General features: G+C 37.2%; 20 protein-coding genes. 11 read left to right on the top strand and 9 right to left on the bottom strand.

Translation table 11 applies throughout. The features are described 5' to 3' along the window. Positions 1–16 precede the first annotated feature (16 nt). From sbcB to ABJD71_RS04040, 3 genes are all read left to right on the top strand, one after another. A complete protein-coding gene (gene sbcB, locus ABJD71_RS04050) occupies positions 17–1,456 on the top strand; it encodes an exodeoxyribonuclease I (RefSeq protein ID WP_348164898.1) in 1,440 nt (479 codons plus the stop codon). Between the two features lie 122 nt (positions 1,457–1,578). Beyond that, positions 1,579–3,234 (top strand): FapA family protein, encoded by a 1,656-nt coding sequence (locus tag ABJD71_RS04045; protein WP_348164895.1) that lies wholly within the window; start codon positions 1,579–1,581, stop codon positions 3,232–3,234. Between the two features lie 43 nt (positions 3,235–3,277). Continuing rightward, on the top strand, positions 3,278–3,766 hold the full coding sequence (locus tag ABJD71_RS04040) for a glutathione peroxidase (RefSeq protein ID WP_348164892.1): 489 nt from the start codon (positions 3,278–3,280) through the stop codon (positions 3,764–3,766). A 15-nt stretch (positions 3,767–3,781) separates the two neighbouring features. Here the strand turns inward: ABJD71_RS04040 and ABJD71_RS04035 are convergent, their stop codons facing one another. Beyond that, on the bottom strand, positions 3,782–4,543 hold the full coding sequence (locus ABJD71_RS04035) for a methyltransferase domain-containing protein (RefSeq protein ID WP_348164889.1): 762 nt from the start codon (positions 4,541–4,543) through the stop codon (positions 3,782–3,784). Positions 4,544–4,559: 16 nt separating this feature from the next. Next, a complete protein-coding gene (locus tag ABJD71_RS04030) occupies positions 4,560–5,321 on the bottom strand; it encodes a Nif3-like dinuclear metal center hexameric protein (protein ID WP_348164886.1) in 762 nt (253 codons plus the stop codon). 134 nt (positions 5,322–5,455) lie between these two features. On the opposite strand from ABJD71_RS04030, the gene ABJD71_RS04025 reads away from it, so the two are divergent. The 8 genes from ABJD71_RS04025 to ABJD71_RS03990 all read left to right on the top strand — a co-directional run bounded on the left by ABJD71_RS04025 (position 5,456) and on the right by ABJD71_RS03990 (position 11,959). Then, the gene (locus ABJD71_RS04025) at positions 5,456–5,767 is read left to right on the top strand and encodes a hypothetical protein (RefSeq protein WP_348165359.1); all 312 of its coding nucleotides are present in this window, start codon (positions 5,456–5,458) and stop codon (positions 5,765–5,767) included. A gap of 160 nt (positions 5,768–5,927) precedes the next feature. Continuing rightward, positions 5,928–7,148 carry a pyridoxal phosphate-dependent aminotransferase gene (locus ABJD71_RS04020; protein ID WP_348164882.1) on the top strand — a complete coding sequence of 407 codons (1,221 nt, stop codon included), beginning with the start codon at positions 5,928–5,930 and terminating at the stop codon, positions 7,146–7,148. Positions 7,149–7,151: 3 nt separating this feature from the next. After that, positions 7,152–7,760: a 5'-deoxynucleotidase gene (gene yfbR, locus ABJD71_RS04015; RefSeq protein ID WP_348164879.1), complete on the top strand. Its 609-nt coding sequence runs from the start codon at positions 7,152–7,154 to the stop codon at positions 7,758–7,760. 117 nt (positions 7,761–7,877) lie between these two features. Next, positions 7,878–9,200, top strand: a complete 1,323-nt coding sequence (locus ABJD71_RS04010) for an anti-phage deoxyguanosine triphosphatase (protein WP_348164876.1) — start codon at positions 7,878–7,880, stop codon at positions 9,198–9,200. A gap of 100 nt (positions 9,201–9,300) precedes the next feature. Then, entirely contained in the window at positions 9,301–10,305 is a 1,005-nt protein-coding gene (gene msrP / locus ABJD71_RS04005; protein ID WP_348164873.1) for a protein-methionine-sulfoxide reductase catalytic subunit MsrP, read from the top strand. Further along, complete coding sequence (gene msrQ, locus ABJD71_RS04000) at positions 10,306–10,914, top strand: protein-methionine-sulfoxide reductase heme-binding subunit MsrQ (protein ID WP_348164870.1); 609 nt, start codon at positions 10,306–10,308, stop codon at positions 10,912–10,914. It abuts the gene before it with no gap. Positions 10,915–11,010: 96 nt separating this feature from the next. Beyond that, entirely contained in the window at positions 11,011–11,391 is a 381-nt protein-coding gene (locus ABJD71_RS03995) for a hypothetical protein (RefSeq protein ID WP_348164867.1), read from the top strand. Positions 11,392–11,479: 88 nt separating this feature from the next. After that, positions 11,480–11,959 (top strand): YchJ family protein, encoded by a 480-nt coding sequence (locus tag ABJD71_RS03990; protein ID WP_348164864.1) that lies wholly within the window; start codon positions 11,480–11,482, stop codon positions 11,957–11,959. Between the two features lie 62 nt (positions 11,960–12,021). On the opposite strand, the gene ABJD71_RS03985 is transcribed toward ABJD71_RS03990, so the two are convergent. From ABJD71_RS03985 to acpP, 7 genes are all read right to left on the bottom strand, one after another. Next, positions 12,022–12,789, bottom strand: coding sequence for a YchF/TatD family DNA exonuclease (locus ABJD71_RS03985; RefSeq protein ID WP_348164861.1), 768 nt, complete (start codon positions 12,787–12,789; stop codon positions 12,022–12,024). A gap of 24 nt (positions 12,790–12,813) precedes the next feature. Beyond that, on the bottom strand, positions 12,814–13,701 hold the full coding sequence (holB, locus tag ABJD71_RS03980) for a DNA polymerase III subunit delta' (RefSeq protein ID WP_348164858.1): 888 nt from the start codon (positions 13,699–13,701) through the stop codon (positions 12,814–12,816). Then, entirely contained in the window at positions 13,702–14,331 is a 630-nt protein-coding gene (gene tmk, locus ABJD71_RS03975) for a dTMP kinase (RefSeq protein WP_348164855.1), read from the bottom strand. It lies immediately after the preceding gene. 13 nt (positions 14,332–14,344) lie between these two features. After that, positions 14,345–15,343, bottom strand: coding sequence for an endolytic transglycosylase MltG (mltG, locus tag ABJD71_RS03970; RefSeq protein WP_348164852.1), 999 nt, complete (start codon positions 15,341–15,343; stop codon positions 14,345–14,347). Beyond that, positions 15,344–16,171, bottom strand: a complete 828-nt coding sequence (gene pabC / locus ABJD71_RS03965) for an aminodeoxychorismate lyase (protein ID WP_348165356.1) — start codon at positions 16,169–16,171, stop codon at positions 15,344–15,346. 110 nt (positions 16,172–16,281) lie between these two features. Next, entirely contained in the window at positions 16,282–17,526 is a 1,245-nt protein-coding gene (gene fabF, locus ABJD71_RS03960; protein ID WP_348164849.1) for a beta-ketoacyl-ACP synthase II, read from the bottom strand. Between the two features lie 74 nt (positions 17,527–17,600). Next, entirely contained in the window at positions 17,601–17,840 is a 240-nt protein-coding gene (acpP, locus tag ABJD71_RS03955) for an acyl carrier protein (RefSeq protein WP_133471608.1), read from the bottom strand. Positions 17,841–17,906 lie beyond the last annotated feature (66 nt).

The raw sequence follows: 17,906 nt of genomic DNA, 5'->3' as shown, positions 1-17,906 counted from the left end.
TACTTAACGGTCCTCAATGAACAATGAAATACAAGCTTCAATCTACTGGCACGATTATGAAACGTGGGGCGCAAACCCTCAAAAAGACCTCCCTTGCCAGTTTGCTGGCGTAAGGACCGATTTGGATCTTAATATCATTAGCGAGCCTTTAATGATTTATAGCCAAATTCCAAACGATTGTTTACCTCAACCAGAAGCTTGTTTAATAACGGGAATTACCCCTCAAAAATCAATTCTCAAAGGGACAACAGAAAAACAATTCATTGATACAATCCATGACGAATTTTCAAAGCCTAACACTTGTGTAGCTGGATATAACAATATCCGTTTTGATGACGAAATTACTCGTTATACTTTGTATAGAAATTTCTACGACCCTTATGCACGTGAGTGGCAAAATGGTAACAGTCGTTGGGATATCATTGACCTAGTACGAGCGTGTTATGCACTAAGGCCAGAAGGCATAAAATGGCCTTTAAATGACAAGGGCTTACCAAGCTTTAAGTTAGAAGATTTAACTAAAGCTAACGGTATAGAGCATCAAGATGCCCACGATGCCATGTCGGATGTTTATGCCACCATTGCAATGGCTAAGCTAATCAAACAGCACCACCCAAAGTTGTTTGATTATGTATTTGAGCTACGAAGTAAAAACAAAGTACTAGAGTTGATGAATTTCAATCACCACACGCCACTTGTTCATATATCGTCTAAAATTTCGTCAGTATATGGTTGCTGTACCTGGATTATTCCAATTGGCATCCATCCTCACAATAAAAATGCCATTATTGTCTTAAACCTTGCGCTGGACCCAAGTCCACTCTTTGAACTATCAGCCAACGAAATTAAAGAGCGACTTTATACGCCCACAGCTCTACTCGCAGAAGGAGAACAGCGTCTACCTATTAAATTAGTTCATATAAATAAATGTCCTATTTTAGCACCTGCTAAAACCTTAACCTCAGAAAATGCAGAGCGACTAAAAATCGATAGGCAACAGTGTCTACGGAACTTACAAATTATTAAAGATAATGATTCATTAATAAATAAGTTAACAGAAGTGTATAACAGTGAGCATAGTGCTATCGATATTGACCCTGAACATGCTCTTTATTCAGGAGGTTTCTTCAGTAAAAATGATAAAGCACTGATGCAGCAAATTGTAGCGTCGGATGCTCAAGGCCTAACAGCGACAGACTTTCCTTTTGAAGACGAACGTTTACACACACTATTGTTTAGATATAAAGCTCGTAACTTCCCAGAAACCCTAACAGATACAGAGTTACAAAAGTGGCAGCGGTATAGAGAGTTTAAATTTTTTGATAATGAGTCTAAAGCTAATATAAAAATGTCGGAATACATGAGGGAACTAGAAGAGTTATACCAAAAACATGCAAATCAACCAGACAAGCTAACTATCATTAAAGCCCTACATGATTACGCTATTAAACTATAAAAATGTTCGCCAATTACACCGCACTTTTCTAATGTTAGTTCGTAAAAGGTCGATACCACTTTAGTTAACAGTAATTAAAGTCTATACAAATTTATTTTGTGCAAATAGATAAAGGCGAATAAATGTTAGGTGTAAATTTAACCCTTGATGACAGTGATGTTTATTTAAACATAACAATTAATCCGCAATTAGTTGGAGCAAAGTTAGACGTACACACAGTGTATGATTTAATAGCGGCAAGTAAATTTAGCCAGTTTTTTCTACTAGAAGAAAGCATTATTGATACCGTAATTGCATTTAACAACGCATTGCAACAAAACAAAATGGCCGTTATCACTTTTCGTATTGGCGAGCGTAGAAACAGTGAAATACAGTGTGAAATCTTAAAAGATCAGCTGTCAGTTGTTCTAAAAGTAACGTGCGGTTATGGTGGAGAGCTCCCTAGTAGTGCCTCGTTGAAAAACATTTTGACTAAAAATGGCGTAAAACGAGGTATCAGCCGTAAGCGTATAGAGGATTTAGTCCTTAAATGCGCTAGGGCAAATACGGGGGAAGAAATACAGTCTGTAGTTGCAATCGGACTTCCTCCAAAAACAGGTAAACCTTCCAAACTTGTTCCTTTAGTTCCAAATGCTTTAGAAAGAATTTTAGCACCTCAATCTGCAAGTAGTGCTCGTGTCGATATGCGAAACCTAGGAGCGATATTATCTGTAAAAAAAGGAGCAGAGTTATTAAGAAGAATGGCTCCCACTAAGGGGCGAGATGGTTACTTTGTTTCCGGTGAAATTATAAAAGCCTCCCCTGGCGAATGGCTAAAACTCAAAACAGGTGATGGTACTGTCATTAGTGACCATGATGAGAACTTACTCATTGCTGATATTTCTGGGATGCCTAAATTTAAAGACCAAAAGATGTGGGTTGATGATATTTTTACCTGTAAAGGTGTAAATGTTGGCACTGGTAACATTAATTATGATGGCTCTGTTTTTGTTAATGGTGATGTAACTGAAAAAATGGAAATTACCGCAACGGGTGATATCACTATAAATGGGTTTGTAGAGTCCGCAACTATAAGGGCTGGAGGGGATATAATTATTACCGAAGGGGCAATGGGTAAGGTCAATGAAAATGCGACAGAGTATAGCACCACGCTTATTTCAAAAGGCAATATATATGCACAACATGGGCAAGGCCTAAAAATACATAGTAATGGTAATGTTAGTATTGGGCGACAAATTGCCCACAGCAAAATAACCTGTAAAGGAAAAGTGACAGTTGGGGCTACAATAAAGCCTAATGGGAATATATTTTCTTGCATTATTCATTGCCAAGATAGCGTTACAGCGGGAACATTTGGAGCAGTGTCAGGAAGTAATTTAAATATAGATTATAGTGAGGGCTTTAATAATTTATTAGAACGTAAAGATACTTTGGTTGAATTGCTAAAACAACTTAGACAAAATAATGGGCGGCATTTGGAAAGAATGAGTTTGATTAACTCCAAATTCATTCCAAAAGATATGCAGTATCGCGTTGATGAAGCTAACCAACTATTTGAAAGTGAAACTCAATTATTACAATGGTTGGAAAGTAAACTTACCGAAGTTTCAAACGCAAAAGATAAGTACCAAAACAATATGCAAATAATCGCTAACAAACGGATCTACCCAGGCGTAATATTGAAGCTAAACAATAGAACATGGCGAGCTGATAAAGAGTTAGATCCTTCACTGGTGTTATTACAAGGACATCAATGGAGAGTCAAATCAGCGTCATAACGTTGGTACATTTAATCACTTCTAGAAGAGAGTAAAAGTAACCATGAAAAATACCGTATATCAGTTTAAAGAAACATTGAATAATGGAAAGGTCATAGGGTTACAAGTCTATCAAAACTCGGTACTTTTAATTGTAAATACAGCTAGCCAATGTGGTTTTACACCTCAGTACGAAGGCTTACAGCAACTTCAAAATCGTTATCATAGCCAAGGGTTTGAAATATTGGGCTTTCCATGTAATCAATTTGGTCGTCAGGAACCAGGAAGTGACAATGACATACGAAAGTTTTGCAACCTAACCTACCAAATATCCTTTCCTTTATTTAAAAAAGTAGAAATAAATGGCGCCAACACTAGTGCTCTTTTTAAGTATTTGAAAACAAATGCGCCAGGCGTAATGGGAAGCAAATCAATTAAATGGAATTTCACAAAATTCCTGATCAATAAAAAAGGGCAAGTTGTTAAACGTTATGCATCAACTACTAAACCCAGTGACATTGAGGAGGACATAAAAAACTTATTAAGAGAGTAAATTATTCATTTTTACCTAGTGTTTTTTAGAAATAGTCAAAAAATATTTCCCTAACCATAAATAGGGCTCTTCAGTGCCGTATTGTAACTCCACAGCTCGCAGTTGTTCATACATTGAAACCTGCTTGTCTAAATCTTTTAGATAGTCGTGAAAACACCTAATCCCAGCTATCTGTATAATATCTAATGGCAATGTTTGTAAATAAGACAAAATGTATCTAGGTTTTTGTGGGTTATTTGGGCTTAGTCGCACCACATTTTTAGCTTTCATCCCCCGTTCAACATAATCAAAATTACCATACAAAACGTTGCCAAAAAGTTGTGCATCATAATTAAAAAAGCTCAAAGACAAATAGCCTTTTTGTTTAGTAAGGTTAATCAGTTTATTAATAACAGGCAACGGTTCTTGGAGCCACTCAAGCACAGCATGACAAATCACTACATCATATTGCACATTATCTGATAAAGATAAAATATCACCATGTACAATACTTAACTGTGCTTGGTGGCCAATATTAGCTTGGGCCAACGCTAAAGCCTCAGACGATATATCTGTCAAGGTTACCTTGTGACCCAACTTAAGGAGCGATTCGGTCATTTTACCAGTCCCCCCGCCTGCATCTAAAATATTTAGCGGGCCTTTATTTAAGTCAATATTTAAATGTAAATAATGAAGTAATAATTCATGGCGAAGTTGCCCTTTAGTTGAACCATAAATATTTTTATTAAATTTATTTGCTAAGTTGTCGAAACTTTTGTCATTACTTGCCTTATCCATCTACTTGTTAATAGTCCTAAGCTGGGTTAAAAATATCAATAAAAACGGTATCTATGCTTAAAGAACGCTGAATGTATTCACCTAGTGCTTTCGCACCATATCTTTCGGTAGCATGATGACCTGCTGCAAAAAAGTGAATATTCATTTCACGGGCTACGTGAATCGTCTGTTCAGATACTTCACCTGTTATAAAGGCATCGATATTTTCAGTAGCCACCTGCTCTATATAGTTCTGCCCACCACCTGTACACCATGCTACTGTTTTAATTTTTGGCTTACTGGAAGGTTCATGAAGTGGCACTTTATCCAGAGTGTGGTTAATTTTTTGGCAGAGTGTTTCAGGGGTGATTGCTTCAGGGAAGTTGCCTTTCATCACCACACATTGGGAATTAGCTTCTTGAAGCGGAGTTATATTTGTAATACCTAGTAATTTAGCTAACTGTGCATTGTTACCTAATTCTGGATGTATATCTAAGGGTAAATGATAGGCATACAAATTAATGTCATGTTCTAAAAGTGTACTGATCCTTTTCTTTTTCATCCCGGTTAAACAAGGAGACTCACCTTTCCAAAAATAGCCGTGATGTACAATAATTGCGTCAGCACCTACCTCAACTGCATTATCTATAAGAGCTTGGGAAGCAGTGACTCCCATAACAATTTTAGTAATCTTCGTTTTACCTTGAACTTGCAGCCCATTTGGACAAAAGTCTTTAACTTTTTCTGGTGTTAGAACTGAATTTAGAAAGTTTAACAGTTCAAAATTAGTGATACCCATTTAGTTTCCTAGGTGAATTTATAAGCTAGATGCTTGAATTATCAGCAAAATTAGACATTATAATTAAAACACGGTATAAAAGCCGACCATATTTTTTATTTCATTATAATTATTTAGAAGGCAAAGACCTGATTATGAGTAAATTGGATAAAGACCAAGTCATCGCTGCATTTACGCAAGCCTACACAACCGCTAATGGAAAATCTCCTGAAATCGAAGCAAAAGGGGGGTGGTATAGTGTCGATGGTGGTAAAAATATAAGACTCGCTGCGCTAAACGATATGATTTCTGAACTAGGCACATCGCCTAAAGAAGTCCCTGCTGCACCGAAAAAAACCACCAAGAAAAAAGCAGCACCGAAAGCCAAAACCTCTGGATTTTCAGTTAAAACTTTTTATGCAACAAAAATCCAAACAGAAAATAAAGGTGTTAAGCTTCCTCGGTAATTTTCTTATATTTAAAAGCTTCTATTATTATTTCTAGGGGCTTTTAAAAACCTCCTAGTTACTATTTATAACCACAAATTACTAAGCTATTTAATTAAAACCTAACAGCATTAGCTCTGATAGTTTACTCTAGGTTTAATTCTATTATTTTAGTCACTCCATGAAGTTAATTAACAAATCCAACAAATTAGAAAATGTCTGTTATGAAATCAGAGGTCCAATCTTAACCGAAGCGAAGAAAATGGAAGATGAAGGCCATCGAATATTAAAACTAAATATTGGTAACCCAGCTCCATTTGGTTTTGAAGCCCCAGATGACATATTAAAAGATGTAATCCATAACCTCCCCAGTGCTCAAGGATACTCAGATTCAAACGGTATTTATTCGGCTCGTGTTGCAGTCATGCAGTATTACCAACAGAAAAATGTTAAACACGTAAAGGTGAACGATGTTTTTTTGGGTAATGGTGTCAGCGAGCTAATTGTTATGGCAATGCAAGGGTTATTAAACAATGATGATCAAGTATTATTGCCTGCCCCTGACTACCCATTATGGACAGCAGCAGTTAGCTTATCGTCTGGTGAGCCAGTGCATTATCGTTGTGATGAAGATAACGGGTGGCAACCAGACATTGAAGATATACGCAAAAAAATTACAAATAAAACAAAAGCTATTGTTTTAATCAATCCAAATAACCCCACTGGTGCGGTTTATTCTTTAGAAATTCTTCAGCAAATCATCGAGTTAGCCCGTCAGTTTTCACTGGCTGTTATCAGTGATGAAATTTACGACAAAATTCTTTATGACGATGCAGAACATTGCTGTATAGCCTCACTAGCTAAAGACGTTTTTTTTATCACGCTGGGAGGCTTATCTAAAAACTATCGCATCGCAGGCTTTAGGGTGGGCTGGTTAGTGGTAAGTGGCAACAAATCTATTGCTAATGGGTATATTGAAGGGCTAAACATTTTATCCTCTATGCGTATGTGTGCAAATGTCCCAAGCCAACATGCAATTCAAACCGCATTAGGTGGTTATCAAAGTATAAATGCGTTAATTAGTCATGATGGCCGTTTAAAAATACAGCGAGACTTAGCAACTAAAATGCTAAATGCCGTTGATGGCTTAGAATGTATATTGCCCAAAGGTGCCATGTATTGTTTTGTAAAAGTTGACGCTAAAAAATTCAACATCACCGACGATGAACAAATGATATTCGACCTATTGAAAGCCGAAAAAATACTACTAGTTCATGGTTCTGCTTTTAACCTGCACCACGGCTGTTATTTTAGGTTGGTTTTTTTACCCCATATAGACATACTTAAACCTGCACTAGAAGCAATTGCAAATTTCTTTAAAAGCTATAAACAGATTAATTAAACCATGAAGCAAGTTATTCCAAATAAAAGCCACTTTTTTGCCCACTTATCTCGCATGAAATTGATAAATAGATGGCCACTCATGCGTAATGTTAGAACTGAAAATGTCCAAGAGCATAGCTTACAGGTGGCAATGGTTGCCCATGCATTAGCACTTATTCGTAATAAATACTTTGAAGGTAACTTAGACTCAAACCAAGTCGCTACCATTGCCTTATTTCACGATGTATCTGAAGTCATTACTGGTGATTTACCCACCCCAGTAAAGTACTCAAACCCCATTATTCGGGATGAATATAAAAAAATCGAAAAGCTTGCTGAGCAAAAACTAATTAATATGGCCCCAGACGAGTTCAGAAATGATTATGCGCTACTAATCGATCACCAAAATCATAGCGAAGATATTGCTTTTATCGTAAAGGCAGCTGATGTGATTTGCGCGTATTTGAAAACCTTAGAAGAACTAACTGCTGGTAACAAGGAGTTTGGACTTGCTAAGAAGCGTTTAGATAAAATGCTTAAAGATTATCACTCTCCAGAAGTAGATTACTTTTTGAATGCATACGTCCCGAGCTTTAGCCTGAGCTTAGACGAAATCACTCAAGAAGACTGATTGTTTTATGCATTTAGCTCTTTAATCATTGATTCTATCTGTGGGTTTTAAATGGTCCTAATCTTAAGTATGCTTTGAATCGTTAACTTAAAACGTAATCTGGAGGTATTAAACTCGATGGATGTATGGACTACACGCCGGCATGGACAAAAAATTCATCGCGATGGTGATCATCGTACCCCTTTTCAACGTGACAAGGCTCGTATATTACACTCCGCTGCATTTAGAAGATTACAAGCCAAAACACAGGTTCTAGGTGCAGGTATGAGTGATTTTTACCGTACCCGTTTAACCCACTCACTGGAAGCGTCCCAAATAGGCCAAGGGATAGCAGCGCAACTTTTTAACAAGTACCCGGAGTTAACCTCGCGCCTAGAATTAAACGATACCCTTATTGAGGCATTATGTTTAGCCCATGATATTGGCCACCCTCCTTATGGTCATGGAGGTGAAGTTGCTCTGCACTATATGATGCGTGACCATGGCGGTTTTGAGGGAAATGGCCAAACATTCAGAATTGTCACCAAGTTAGAGCGGTATACTGCATCTCATGGTATGAATTTAAGCAGACGTACTTTATTAGGATTAGTGAAATATCCTAATTACCTAGACAGTTTAAGCAACCAACCAGAGTTGCATGGCGCAAATTCACACCGTGAAGTTAAAGCGAGTGAATGGCATCCGCCTAAGGGCTTATACCAGTGTGATAGCTCATGGTTTGAATGGTTGATCAAAGTATTCTCTGAAGCAGACCAAGCACGTTTCATTGAATATACGAGTAATAAAGATAAACACCATAAGACTCAATTCAAATCATTTGATTGTTCTATCATGGAGCTAGCAGATGATATAGCGTACGGGATACATGATTTAGAAGACGCCATTGTAATGGGTATTGTCAATCATCAGCAATTTCACGAAGAGGTTGTAATTCCATTACTAGATATGCAAGGTTGCTGGTTGTCTGACAATATTGAAGCATTAAGCGATAATCTATTTAGCCAGCAGCATCATAAACGTAAAAATGCAATTGGCGCTTTGGTGAATTGTTTTGTAACCCATATAGAAATTACAGAGCTATGCCCCGAGTTTGAGCATGACCTATTGAGATACAACGCAGTGTTCCCAGTTGTTTATCAACAAGCTCTAGCACTCTTTAAGGGCTACGTTTTCAAACGAGTGATACAAAAGCCCGAGATTCAATTAATTGAATATAAGGGCCAGCAAATCGTGATGGAACTGTTTCAAGCTTTTGCTTCAGATCCTACGCGGTTACTGCCTGACAACACTCGTCAACGTTGGCTATCTGAAAGTGAAAATAACAATGGGCACCGAGTTATTGCAGATTATATATCTGGTATGACAGATGGGTTTGCAGCCAAACTGTACAGTAACTTATTTTTACCAGCATCCAATGGTATTAATGACAAGATCAGCTAAGAAAGCATTTTTACTGCTGTGATAAAAACGTGATGTAATTTTCTTAACGTTAGACTGTCTTATAAGATACCCCCTCAGTTTCTATTAGGTGAAATTTATAATGTTAATTCGTACTCCCAAGCCAAGCGAGCTTAAAGAAAACCAAGTTACTGATCATAATGTCTATCAAAATAGACGTAATATTCTTAAAGGCTTAGGATACTTGGGTGCAGGGGCCCTACTTTCAAGCCACAAAGCAAACGCTTTTAATCTCTTCAACAATGACGATGAAACCTCTTTTAAAACCAGAGCTTTATCTTTTGCACAGACAACGTCTGAAAATGATAAGCACATATTAACTCCAGAACGAAAAATTATTACCCACAATAACTTTTACGAGTTTGGTACAAGTAAAGCTGATCCCGTAGAAACTTCTCAGAATTTTAAAGTCGACCCTTGGACCTTAAAGATAGAGGGCTTAGTAGAAGAGCCAATAACACTAGGTTACGAAGACCTATATAAAGCATTTGATTTAGAAGAACGGATTTATCGACTTCGCTGTGTAGAAGCTTGGTCTATGGTAGTACCATGGATAGGGTTTTCTCTGCAAAAATTATTACAAAAAGCCAAACCATTGAGCTCAGCAAAATATGTAGCATTTGAAACCTTATATGACCCCAAACAAATGCCAGGTCAAAAAAGTAGGTTTTCTGGAGGAGGAATAGACTATCCCTATGTTGAAGGACTAAGATTAGATGAAGCGGCACATCCATTAACCCTAATGTCCGTTGGTTTGTATGGAAAAACCTTGCCACCACAAAATGGTGCACCTATTCGTTTAGTTGTCCCCTGGAAGTACGGATTTAAAAGCATAAAATCAGTGGTGTCCATTCGCTTAACCGACAAAATCCCCCCTACTACATGGAATAAATTAGCACCATCGGAATATGGTTTCTATGCAAATGTTAATCCTAATGTTGACCATCCTAGATGGAGCCAAGCCAGTGAGAGGTTAATTACAACAGGAAGTTTGTTTAATCGTAATAGAGTCGCTACGCAAATATTTAATGGCTATGAAGAAGTCGCCCCACTATATAAGAGAATGGATTTAGCTAGGTATATCTAATTGTTTAGACTAAAAAAAAGCCACATCATATTATTAAAGGTGATAATCCATAGTGCGGCATTTATCCCATTAGCCTGTTTATACTTTCGGGCATTTACAGATAAATTGGGAGCTGATCCTGTACAAGAGCTTTTACACTTTACGGGAATTGGAGCCTTTAATTTATTACTTTTATCTTTACTGATATCTCCTGTCACGAAGAAGCTAAAGCAAGGCATTTTGTTAAACCTTCGTAGGCCATTAGGGCTTTATGCGTTTACGTATGCCCTATTCCATTTTTTAAGTTATCTCGCTTTCGATTTGCAGTTTGAATGGCAATTGTTGATATCTGAAGTATTTAAACGCCCTTATATTTTTGCAGGTATTCTAAGTTTATTAATATTGACAGCATTAGCGCTAACATCAACTAAATCAATACAGCGTAAACTGGGAAAAGCTTGGCAAAAAACCCACAATTGGGTTTATTTAGCTTTAGTCACTATAGGACTTCATTATTTTTGGTCAGTTAAATCGTCTTTGTTACAGCCAATCATTTATATTTGTTTCGCGCTAATATTACTATTGTTAAGGCGTAATAAACTCACTAAAAAGTTCAAACGCCATAATTAGCGCACATAGATTATAAAAAAAACACTTGCATGTTTATTTGTACAGTACTACTGTATACCCAACCACTGTATATATAATCACTAAAATGAGTTTATTATGGCTAGCTTACATGCATTAACACCGATAAAAAAAGTTATCTCAAGGTTACCGGTATCTACTAATGAGCCGCAGATGCTGAATGAGATGGATTTTACGTCTCCATTCAAGTGGACATATCTAATCGCAGAGAACATCCAATTTAGTATAAAACGCCCTTACACCATTAGATTGCCTAAGCCAGATAACAGTACATTAGTGAATTGGATTGAAAAAATTGTACTAGGTAAAGAGTGTGCCAACCTATTTATAGAAGAACTAACTTTAGACGAAGTTACCTACAAACGAATCAAACAGCTTTGTTTAGAGCACGAGGTTACCTTAGTTAATTTGTATCAACAGCACAGCAGCCAACATAATGTTGTTCAAGGTCCTTGGTAAGATATAAACGTATTTACAAGCGGATATATTGACTAAGTAATACTCGTTAGCCTAGGCTAGCGGAGTTCGTTTTAATTAGGAAATATAAGTGCTTGAAGATAATAAAAACTGTTTTTGTTGTAGCAATATTGCTTTTGAATACTGTTGTAAGCCCATATTAACTGAAGTTAAAAAAGCTGCTAATTCAGAAGCATTAATGAGGTCTCGTTTTACAGCCTACGTTTTAAAAGATTATGCCTATATTTTAGATACCTATGCTAAAAAACCCCGTCAAAACTTATCGATACAAGAGTTGGCCCAAAGTGCAGAGAATACACAATGGTTGTCACTTCAAGTTATTGGGCACAGCGCTAATTTGGTAACCTCACAAGTAGAATTCAAAGCGTTTTACAAAATAGGCGAATGCTTTTATGTTTTACATGAGCTATCTGATTTCGTTTTAGAAGACGAAAAATGGCATTACTCCAAAGGGAATCTATTCAAAAATTCTGGTGAGTTCAAACCACAAAGAAATAGTCAGTGCCTGTGTGGTAGCGGTAAAAAATATAAAAAATGTTGTGGGAAATAAATTAACTAAAAAGCGCCACTTTAATTACTAAGGCACACCAATCCATTATCTTACTGTTTTAACTATTTAGGTATGGCAAATAAATCGTAGAAATTTTTAGTAGTAACATAAGCTAATTCATCGACACTGATCCCTTTGAGATCAGCAATAAACTCACCGACTTCTCTAACAAAACCTGGTTGATTAGGTTTGCCACGATAAGGAACAGGCGCTAACCAAGGTGAGTCAGTTTCGATGAGAAGCTTGTTTAAAGGTATGTTTTTTACTACCTCTTGGAGTTCTGTTGCTGTTTTGAAGGTAACTATCCCTGATATTGATATATACATTCCTAACTCTATTGCTGACTGAGCCATTTCCAAGTCTTCTGTGAAACAATGCAGTACCCCTTGGGTTTCTGGTAATTTATGTTCCTTAAGTACATTAATCGTGTCTTGTCGTGCCTCTCTAGTATGGATTATTAAAGGTTTACCCAACTTATTAGCTACTTTAATATGATCAATAAAAGAAGCTAACTGTACTTCTTTTGTCTCAGCACTATAAAAATAATCTAACCCAGTTTCACCTATTGCCACAACTCTGTCATTGTCAGCGGTTGCGAGTAATTCCTCATATGTACATGCGTCTTCTTGATATAAGGGATGCACACCACAAGATATGGAAACATCGTTAAAATTAACGACTGTTTCTGCCATTGAAGGGAAATCTTTTACTGATACGGATACACATAAAAAGTGTTCTACTCCACGGTTACGAGCAAACTGAAGTGTTTCTGATAATTGTTCATGGCTTTGATCTAATCTATCTAAATGACAATGAGAGTCTACAAACACAATGTATACCTATAAAAATATGATTTAATTTGATTCGAAATTTGCTAACGCAGTCAGTAACTCAGCTAACGTTAGTGTTTTGTTTACACCAGGATTTTTAAGCTTCTTTGATGCAGCAATGCATCGTATATTCAATTGCCAAAAAACTTCGTTTTGAGTGCTGAGATAAGATTGCTTTACCCAAGCTTGCAACCACTTAATTACCTTTTCTGAATGGTTTTGCCAGTCAGTAGCTAACTGTATTGCACTTAGGTTATTTGTCATAACGCCCTGTATTCCAGTAGTAAAATCTTGATAGTTATAATTTTGCTCTTGTTGTAACTCATTTAACAAAGTTAATGGCCTTCCTACAAATAACCTTGCAAAGTTTTCATCTATGACACCTTGATGATGTTGTTTTACCCAAGCCACAGTATTGACGAAATTAGGTGATGGCAATAACTGCTTTTCGCAACGACTAATAATAGTGGGTAAAATACTTTCAGGATTTTCTGTAATTAGTAACAGGAAGGTATTATCAGTAGGTTCTTCTAACGTTTTCAATAAAGCATTAGCACTGGACTCGGTCATCCTATCGGCTTGGTAGATTATTAGTACCTTGCATCCCGACATATGGGCAGTACCCGTTAGATTTTTTATCGCATCTCTAACAAGATCAACACCAATCTGTTTTTCTGATTCTATTTTGTATAAGTCTGGGTGAGTTTCTGATGCATTAAGCTTACACGATTGACACTGCCCGCACGTTTGATCACCTTGCCTTTCTTGACATAGTAGTAACTTAGCTAAACTTGAAGCAAATGCATCCTTACCAATGCCATCTTCACCTTGTAGTAACAAAGCATGATGTAATTTATTAGATGCTATTCTTGAACTAAGCTGTAAGAATGTAGATTGTAACCAAGGATACATCTAGCTCTCCAAAAACCTAGTGAGGGCTAATTGGATATCTTGATGAACGCCAGTAATACTCTGCATAGTATTAATCACCACGCAATTTCTATCTTGTTGAGCCATTACCAAATAGCGCTCTCTTGTTCTTTCAAAAAAACTGAGGTCTTCTTGCTCTATTCGGTCTAGTTCACCGCGACCTCTCGCTCTATTAAGTCCTTCTTGAGGCTCTACATCTAAATACAAGGTAAAGTCAGGTTTAAAGTCTTTTAAGGTGATATTACGAAGCGACTGAATCATATCAAGATCTATTTTACGGCCACCGCCTTGGTAAGCTTGCGAAGACATATCATGCCTATCTCCTAAAACCCAATTTCCCAGTTCTAAGTTAGGTAAAATTACATTTTGGACTAATTGAGCCCTTGCGGCGTACATTAATAAAAGCTCAGCTTCTATTGTTACATTCTCAGTAGGCCAATCACCTTTAACACACTCTCTTATAGCTTCAGCCATTGGTGTGCCACCTGGTTCCCTAGTATTGACTAAATGATGTCCAGCGTCTTTTATTAGCTGGGAAACTATATTAACAGCGGTACTTTTACCTGCACCTTCTAAGCCTTCAATAACGATAAACTTACCCAATGTTTGCAATTCTAATTCAACCTTATTTTTTTAACTGATATTTACGTACAGCAGCATTATGCTCTTGTAATGTTTCAGAAAATTGATGGCTGCCATCACCTTTTGAAACAAAATATAATTCTTGTGTGGTTATTGGATTAAATGCCGCATCAATTGCCAGTTTACTTGGCATTGCTATAGGGGTCGGGGGTAGACCTTTTATAACATAGGTGTTGTAGGGGGTGGGTGTTTTTAGATCTTTCCGTCTTATATTCCCATCAAAGTTTTCACCCATTCCATATATAACGGTAGGATCCGTTTGTAATCGCATGTTTAAGTTTAAACGGTTAACAAATACTCCCGATATTCTTGGCCTTTCTTCAGCTACACCGGTTTCTTTTTCGATTATAGAAGCCATTATCAAACCTTCATAGGCTGACTCATAAGGCAAGTCAAACGCTCTGTTGTCCCAAGCGTTACTCAAGTAATTTTGCATACTATTTTTAGCTCTTAATACTAAATCATATGCATTGGTTTGATCTACAAAGTGGTAAGTATCTGGCAACAACCATCCTTGCAAAGAACCACCGGACATATCTTTAGAAAGTCTATTAACTTTTTCGTGAAAGTCACTGTCAACTTTTAGATTTGGATGACTTCTTAAGGTAGCTAGCCAATCTCTCAATCGCAGGCCTTCAACTAAACTCACAGAAAATTGTACTTCTTTGCCACTTACTAATAAATCGAGTAAATCTAACCCAGTCATTGAAGGTTTCAGTAAATAGGTACCTACTTTAATATTACCTAACTCTGGATTAATTTTAATGCTGATTTTTAACCCCAGATTTTCATCAAGAATGCCTACACTCTTAAGTCTATTCAAAATACCTTTAGCGGATTGACCTGAATCAACGCGGAAAAACGTAGCAGAGTCTAAATTCAGTGGCTGCTTTACTTGCTCATTAAAATAATTAAATAACGCCCCAATAGTAGCTATTAATAAAACCAACAAAGTAAGCAAAATCTTGAATAATTTAGCCATCTAATTCTCCAACTTGTTTTTAAGCATAGATTGCACTTTATATACAGGTTCAATTAGAAATTTGGTAACGTTAAAGGTTTCTGGGTCAATCAAATTTTTTACAGGTACTACACCCATTAGTGAATTGCATACAAATAAGGCTTGAGCCTCAAATAATGCCTTTACAGGCTCACGAGTTACTATAACTTTATCGCCTGCCTTTTCCATCATTTCAATTAAATGGTTACGCATAACCCCTAAAACCCCTGACTCACTTAGGTTTGCAGTAAACCATTTATCATCACCAAACCAAAATACATTACCGACTGACGACTCAATTATTTCATTTTCTGTATCGCAAACAATCACATCATCATATTCAGTAGTAGCCAAAGCTTGCTTAATAAGTACTTGTTCTAGACGATTTAAATGTTTAATTCCTGCTAGTAAGGGCTGACGAGCCAACTGTATAGGACTAACACTGACACTGATGCCTTCCGTTTGCCACGTTTTGTAATGTTGAGGAATAGAGTGATGGGTAATAATAAAATTAGGGTATTTTGCCCCTACTGGACTGTAGCCTCTACCACCACTGCCTCGCGTTATCATAATTTTGACGACACATGATTCATTATTTGGCAGAGAATCAAAAACACTTTTACTGAGCTGTTCCCAATTAGAGAATGGGATAGATAAACGCTCACAGGCATCTTTCAATCGTTGGATATGCAAATCAAATAACTCAAGAGAAGCATTTTGATAAGCAACAGTCGTAAAGCAACCATCACCGTATTGAATACTACGATCAGTTAAAGGAATTTGTGATTGTTGCTGTCCATTAACTATCATCAAATTGAAGTAACCCTAGAAACTTTAGAACTATAATAATACGCTAACATAAAAATGTATATTTGATAGAAGTGGAAGTCTAATGCCACTTCTATCAAGTTTACGGGTGGCTAGTTTGAAAACTTTTTAAACAGCAAAGAACCGTTGGTTCCACCAAAACCAAATGAGTTACATAAGGCATAATCCATTTCTTTTGGCTTGGCTTTATTTGCAACAAAATCTAAATCACACCCTTCACCTGGGTTGTCTAAATTAGTAGTTGGCGGTGCGATCTGGTCTCGCAAAGCTAATATTGTAAATATGGCTTCAACCGCCCCAGCAGCGCCTAATAGATGACCCGTCATAGATTTAGTTGAACTCACCATCAATTTTTTTGCATCCTCAGCAAAAACTGATTTTATTGCAGCCACTTCTGCTACATCACCAGCTGGTGTAGAGGTACCATGAGCATTGATATATCCAACTTCAGATGTATCAATCTTCGCATCATTAATAGCACTAACCATGGCGGCAGCGGCCCCTTCACCGTCAGCAGGTGGAGAGGTCATATGGTAAGCATCACCACTCATACCGAATCCAACGAGTTCAGCATAAATTGTTGCACCACGGGCAACAGCCATATCGTAATCTTCGAGGACGACAACCCCTGCCCCTTCACCCATAACAAAACCGTCTCGGTCTTTATCCCATGGACGACTAGCAGATTCTGGTGCGTCATTACGTGTTGATAATGCTCTAGCTGCTGCAAAGCCACCAATACCAAGCGGACAGATAGTAGATTCTGCACCGCCAGCGATCATGACGTCAGCATCTCCGTATGCAATTGTACGTGCTGCAATGCCTATGTTGTGAACACCTGTAGTACAAGCTGTTACAACATTTAGGTTTGGCCCCTTCAACCCTTCGAATATAGAGAAAAAACCCGATATCATATTGGTGATGGTTGAGGGAACAAAAAATGGAGATATCTTCCGTGGTCCAGACGTAAGCATTTTGCTATGGTTGTCTTCAATCAAGCCCAAACCACCTATCCCGGAGCCAATTGCAACGCCTATTCTTGAAGCATTTTCAGAAGTAACTCGAAGACCAGAACTAGCTAATGCTTGTTTGCCTGCTGCAATACCAAATTGGATAAACTTATCCATTTTTTTACATTCTTTTTTAGGAATGTATTGCTCAACATCAAAATTTTTTACTTCACCAGCAAATTGAGTGGTGAAAGCTGAACAATCAAAAGAGGTAATTGGAGCAATGCCACTTTTTCCCGCAAGGATATTTTTCCAAGAAGAATCAACATCGTTGCCAACAGGGGAAAGCATGCCAAGTCCAGTCACTACTACGCGACGTTTAGACACTAGGGCCTCCGACTATAAACATGGAAATATAAATTGAAAAAGAAACGGCCCAGATAGGGCCGCTTTTAAATATCTTACGCGTCTTTATTAGCGTTAACGTAATCAATAGCAGATTGAACAGTTGTGATTTTTTCAGCTTCTTCGTCAGGAATTTCAGTATCAAATTCTTCTTCAAGAGCCATAACTAATTCAACAGTGTCTAATGAATCCGCACCTAAATCATCAACGAAAGAAGCTTCAGATTTAACTTCTTCTTCTTTTACACCTAATTGTTCGATAATGATTTTTTTTACGCGTTCTTCGATGTTACTCATAATTCTAGTTATCCTTTAAAGTACCTAGATATAAATTTGCGAGTAGTGTATTCAGCAAAGCGAGAC

Origin of the sequence: Paraglaciecola sp. (assembly GCF_039943935.1) — a bacterium.
In the GTDB taxonomy this organism is placed as follows: Bacteria; Pseudomonadota; Gammaproteobacteria; order Enterobacterales; family Alteromonadaceae; genus Paraglaciecola.
Note: the sequence above shows the minus strand (reverse complement) of the source record. Positions and strands in the feature narration are given on the sequence as shown.

What these genes read in the sequence shown, in the direction of transcription:
- sbcB (WP_348164898.1), top strand. Translation starts at nt 17, where the DNA reads ATGAACAATGAAATACAAGCTTCAATCTACTGGCACGATTATGAAACG.
- ABJD71_RS04045 (WP_348164895.1), top strand. Translation starts at nt 1,579, where the DNA reads ATGTTAGGTGTAAATTTAACCCTTGATGACAGTGATGTTTATTTAAAC.
- ABJD71_RS04040 (WP_348164892.1), top strand. Translation starts at nt 3,278, where the DNA reads ATGAAAAATACCGTATATCAGTTTAAAGAAACATTGAATAATGGAAAG.
- ABJD71_RS04035 (WP_348164889.1), bottom strand. Translation starts at nt 4,543, where the DNA reads ATGGATAAGGCAAGTAATGACAAAAGTTTCGACAACTTAGCAAATAAA.
- ABJD71_RS04030 (WP_348164886.1), bottom strand. Translation starts at nt 5,321, where the DNA reads ATGGGTATCACTAATTTTGAACTGTTAAACTTTCTAAATTCAGTTCTA.
- ABJD71_RS04025 (WP_348165359.1), top strand. Translation starts at nt 5,456, where the DNA reads ATGAGTAAATTGGATAAAGACCAAGTCATCGCTGCATTTACGCAAGCC.
- ABJD71_RS04020 (WP_348164882.1), top strand. Translation starts at nt 5,928, where the DNA reads ATGAAGTTAATTAACAAATCCAACAAATTAGAAAATGTCTGTTATGAA.
- yfbR (WP_348164879.1), top strand. Translation starts at nt 7,152, where the DNA reads ATGAAGCAAGTTATTCCAAATAAAAGCCACTTTTTTGCCCACTTATCT.
- ABJD71_RS04010 (WP_348164876.1), top strand. Translation starts at nt 7,878, where the DNA reads ATGGATGTATGGACTACACGCCGGCATGGACAAAAAATTCATCGCGAT.
- msrP (WP_348164873.1), top strand. Translation starts at nt 9,301, where the DNA reads ATGTTAATTCGTACTCCCAAGCCAAGCGAGCTTAAAGAAAACCAAGTT.
- ABJD71_RS03995 (WP_348164867.1), top strand. Translation starts at nt 11,011, where the DNA reads ATGGCTAGCTTACATGCATTAACACCGATAAAAAAAGTTATCTCAAGG.
- holB (WP_348164858.1), bottom strand. Translation starts at nt 13,701, where the DNA reads ATGTATCCTTGGTTACAATCTACATTCTTACAGCTTAGTTCAAGAATA.
- mltG (WP_348164852.1), bottom strand. Translation starts at nt 15,343, where the DNA reads ATGGCTAAATTATTCAAGATTTTGCTTACTTTGTTGGTTTTATTAATA.
- pabC (WP_348165356.1), bottom strand. Translation starts at nt 16,171, where the DNA reads ATGATAGTTAATGGACAGCAACAATCACAAATTCCTTTAACTGATCGT.
- acpP (WP_133471608.1), bottom strand. Translation starts at nt 17,840, where the DNA reads ATGAGTAACATCGAAGAACGCGTAAAAAAAATCATTATCGAACAATTA.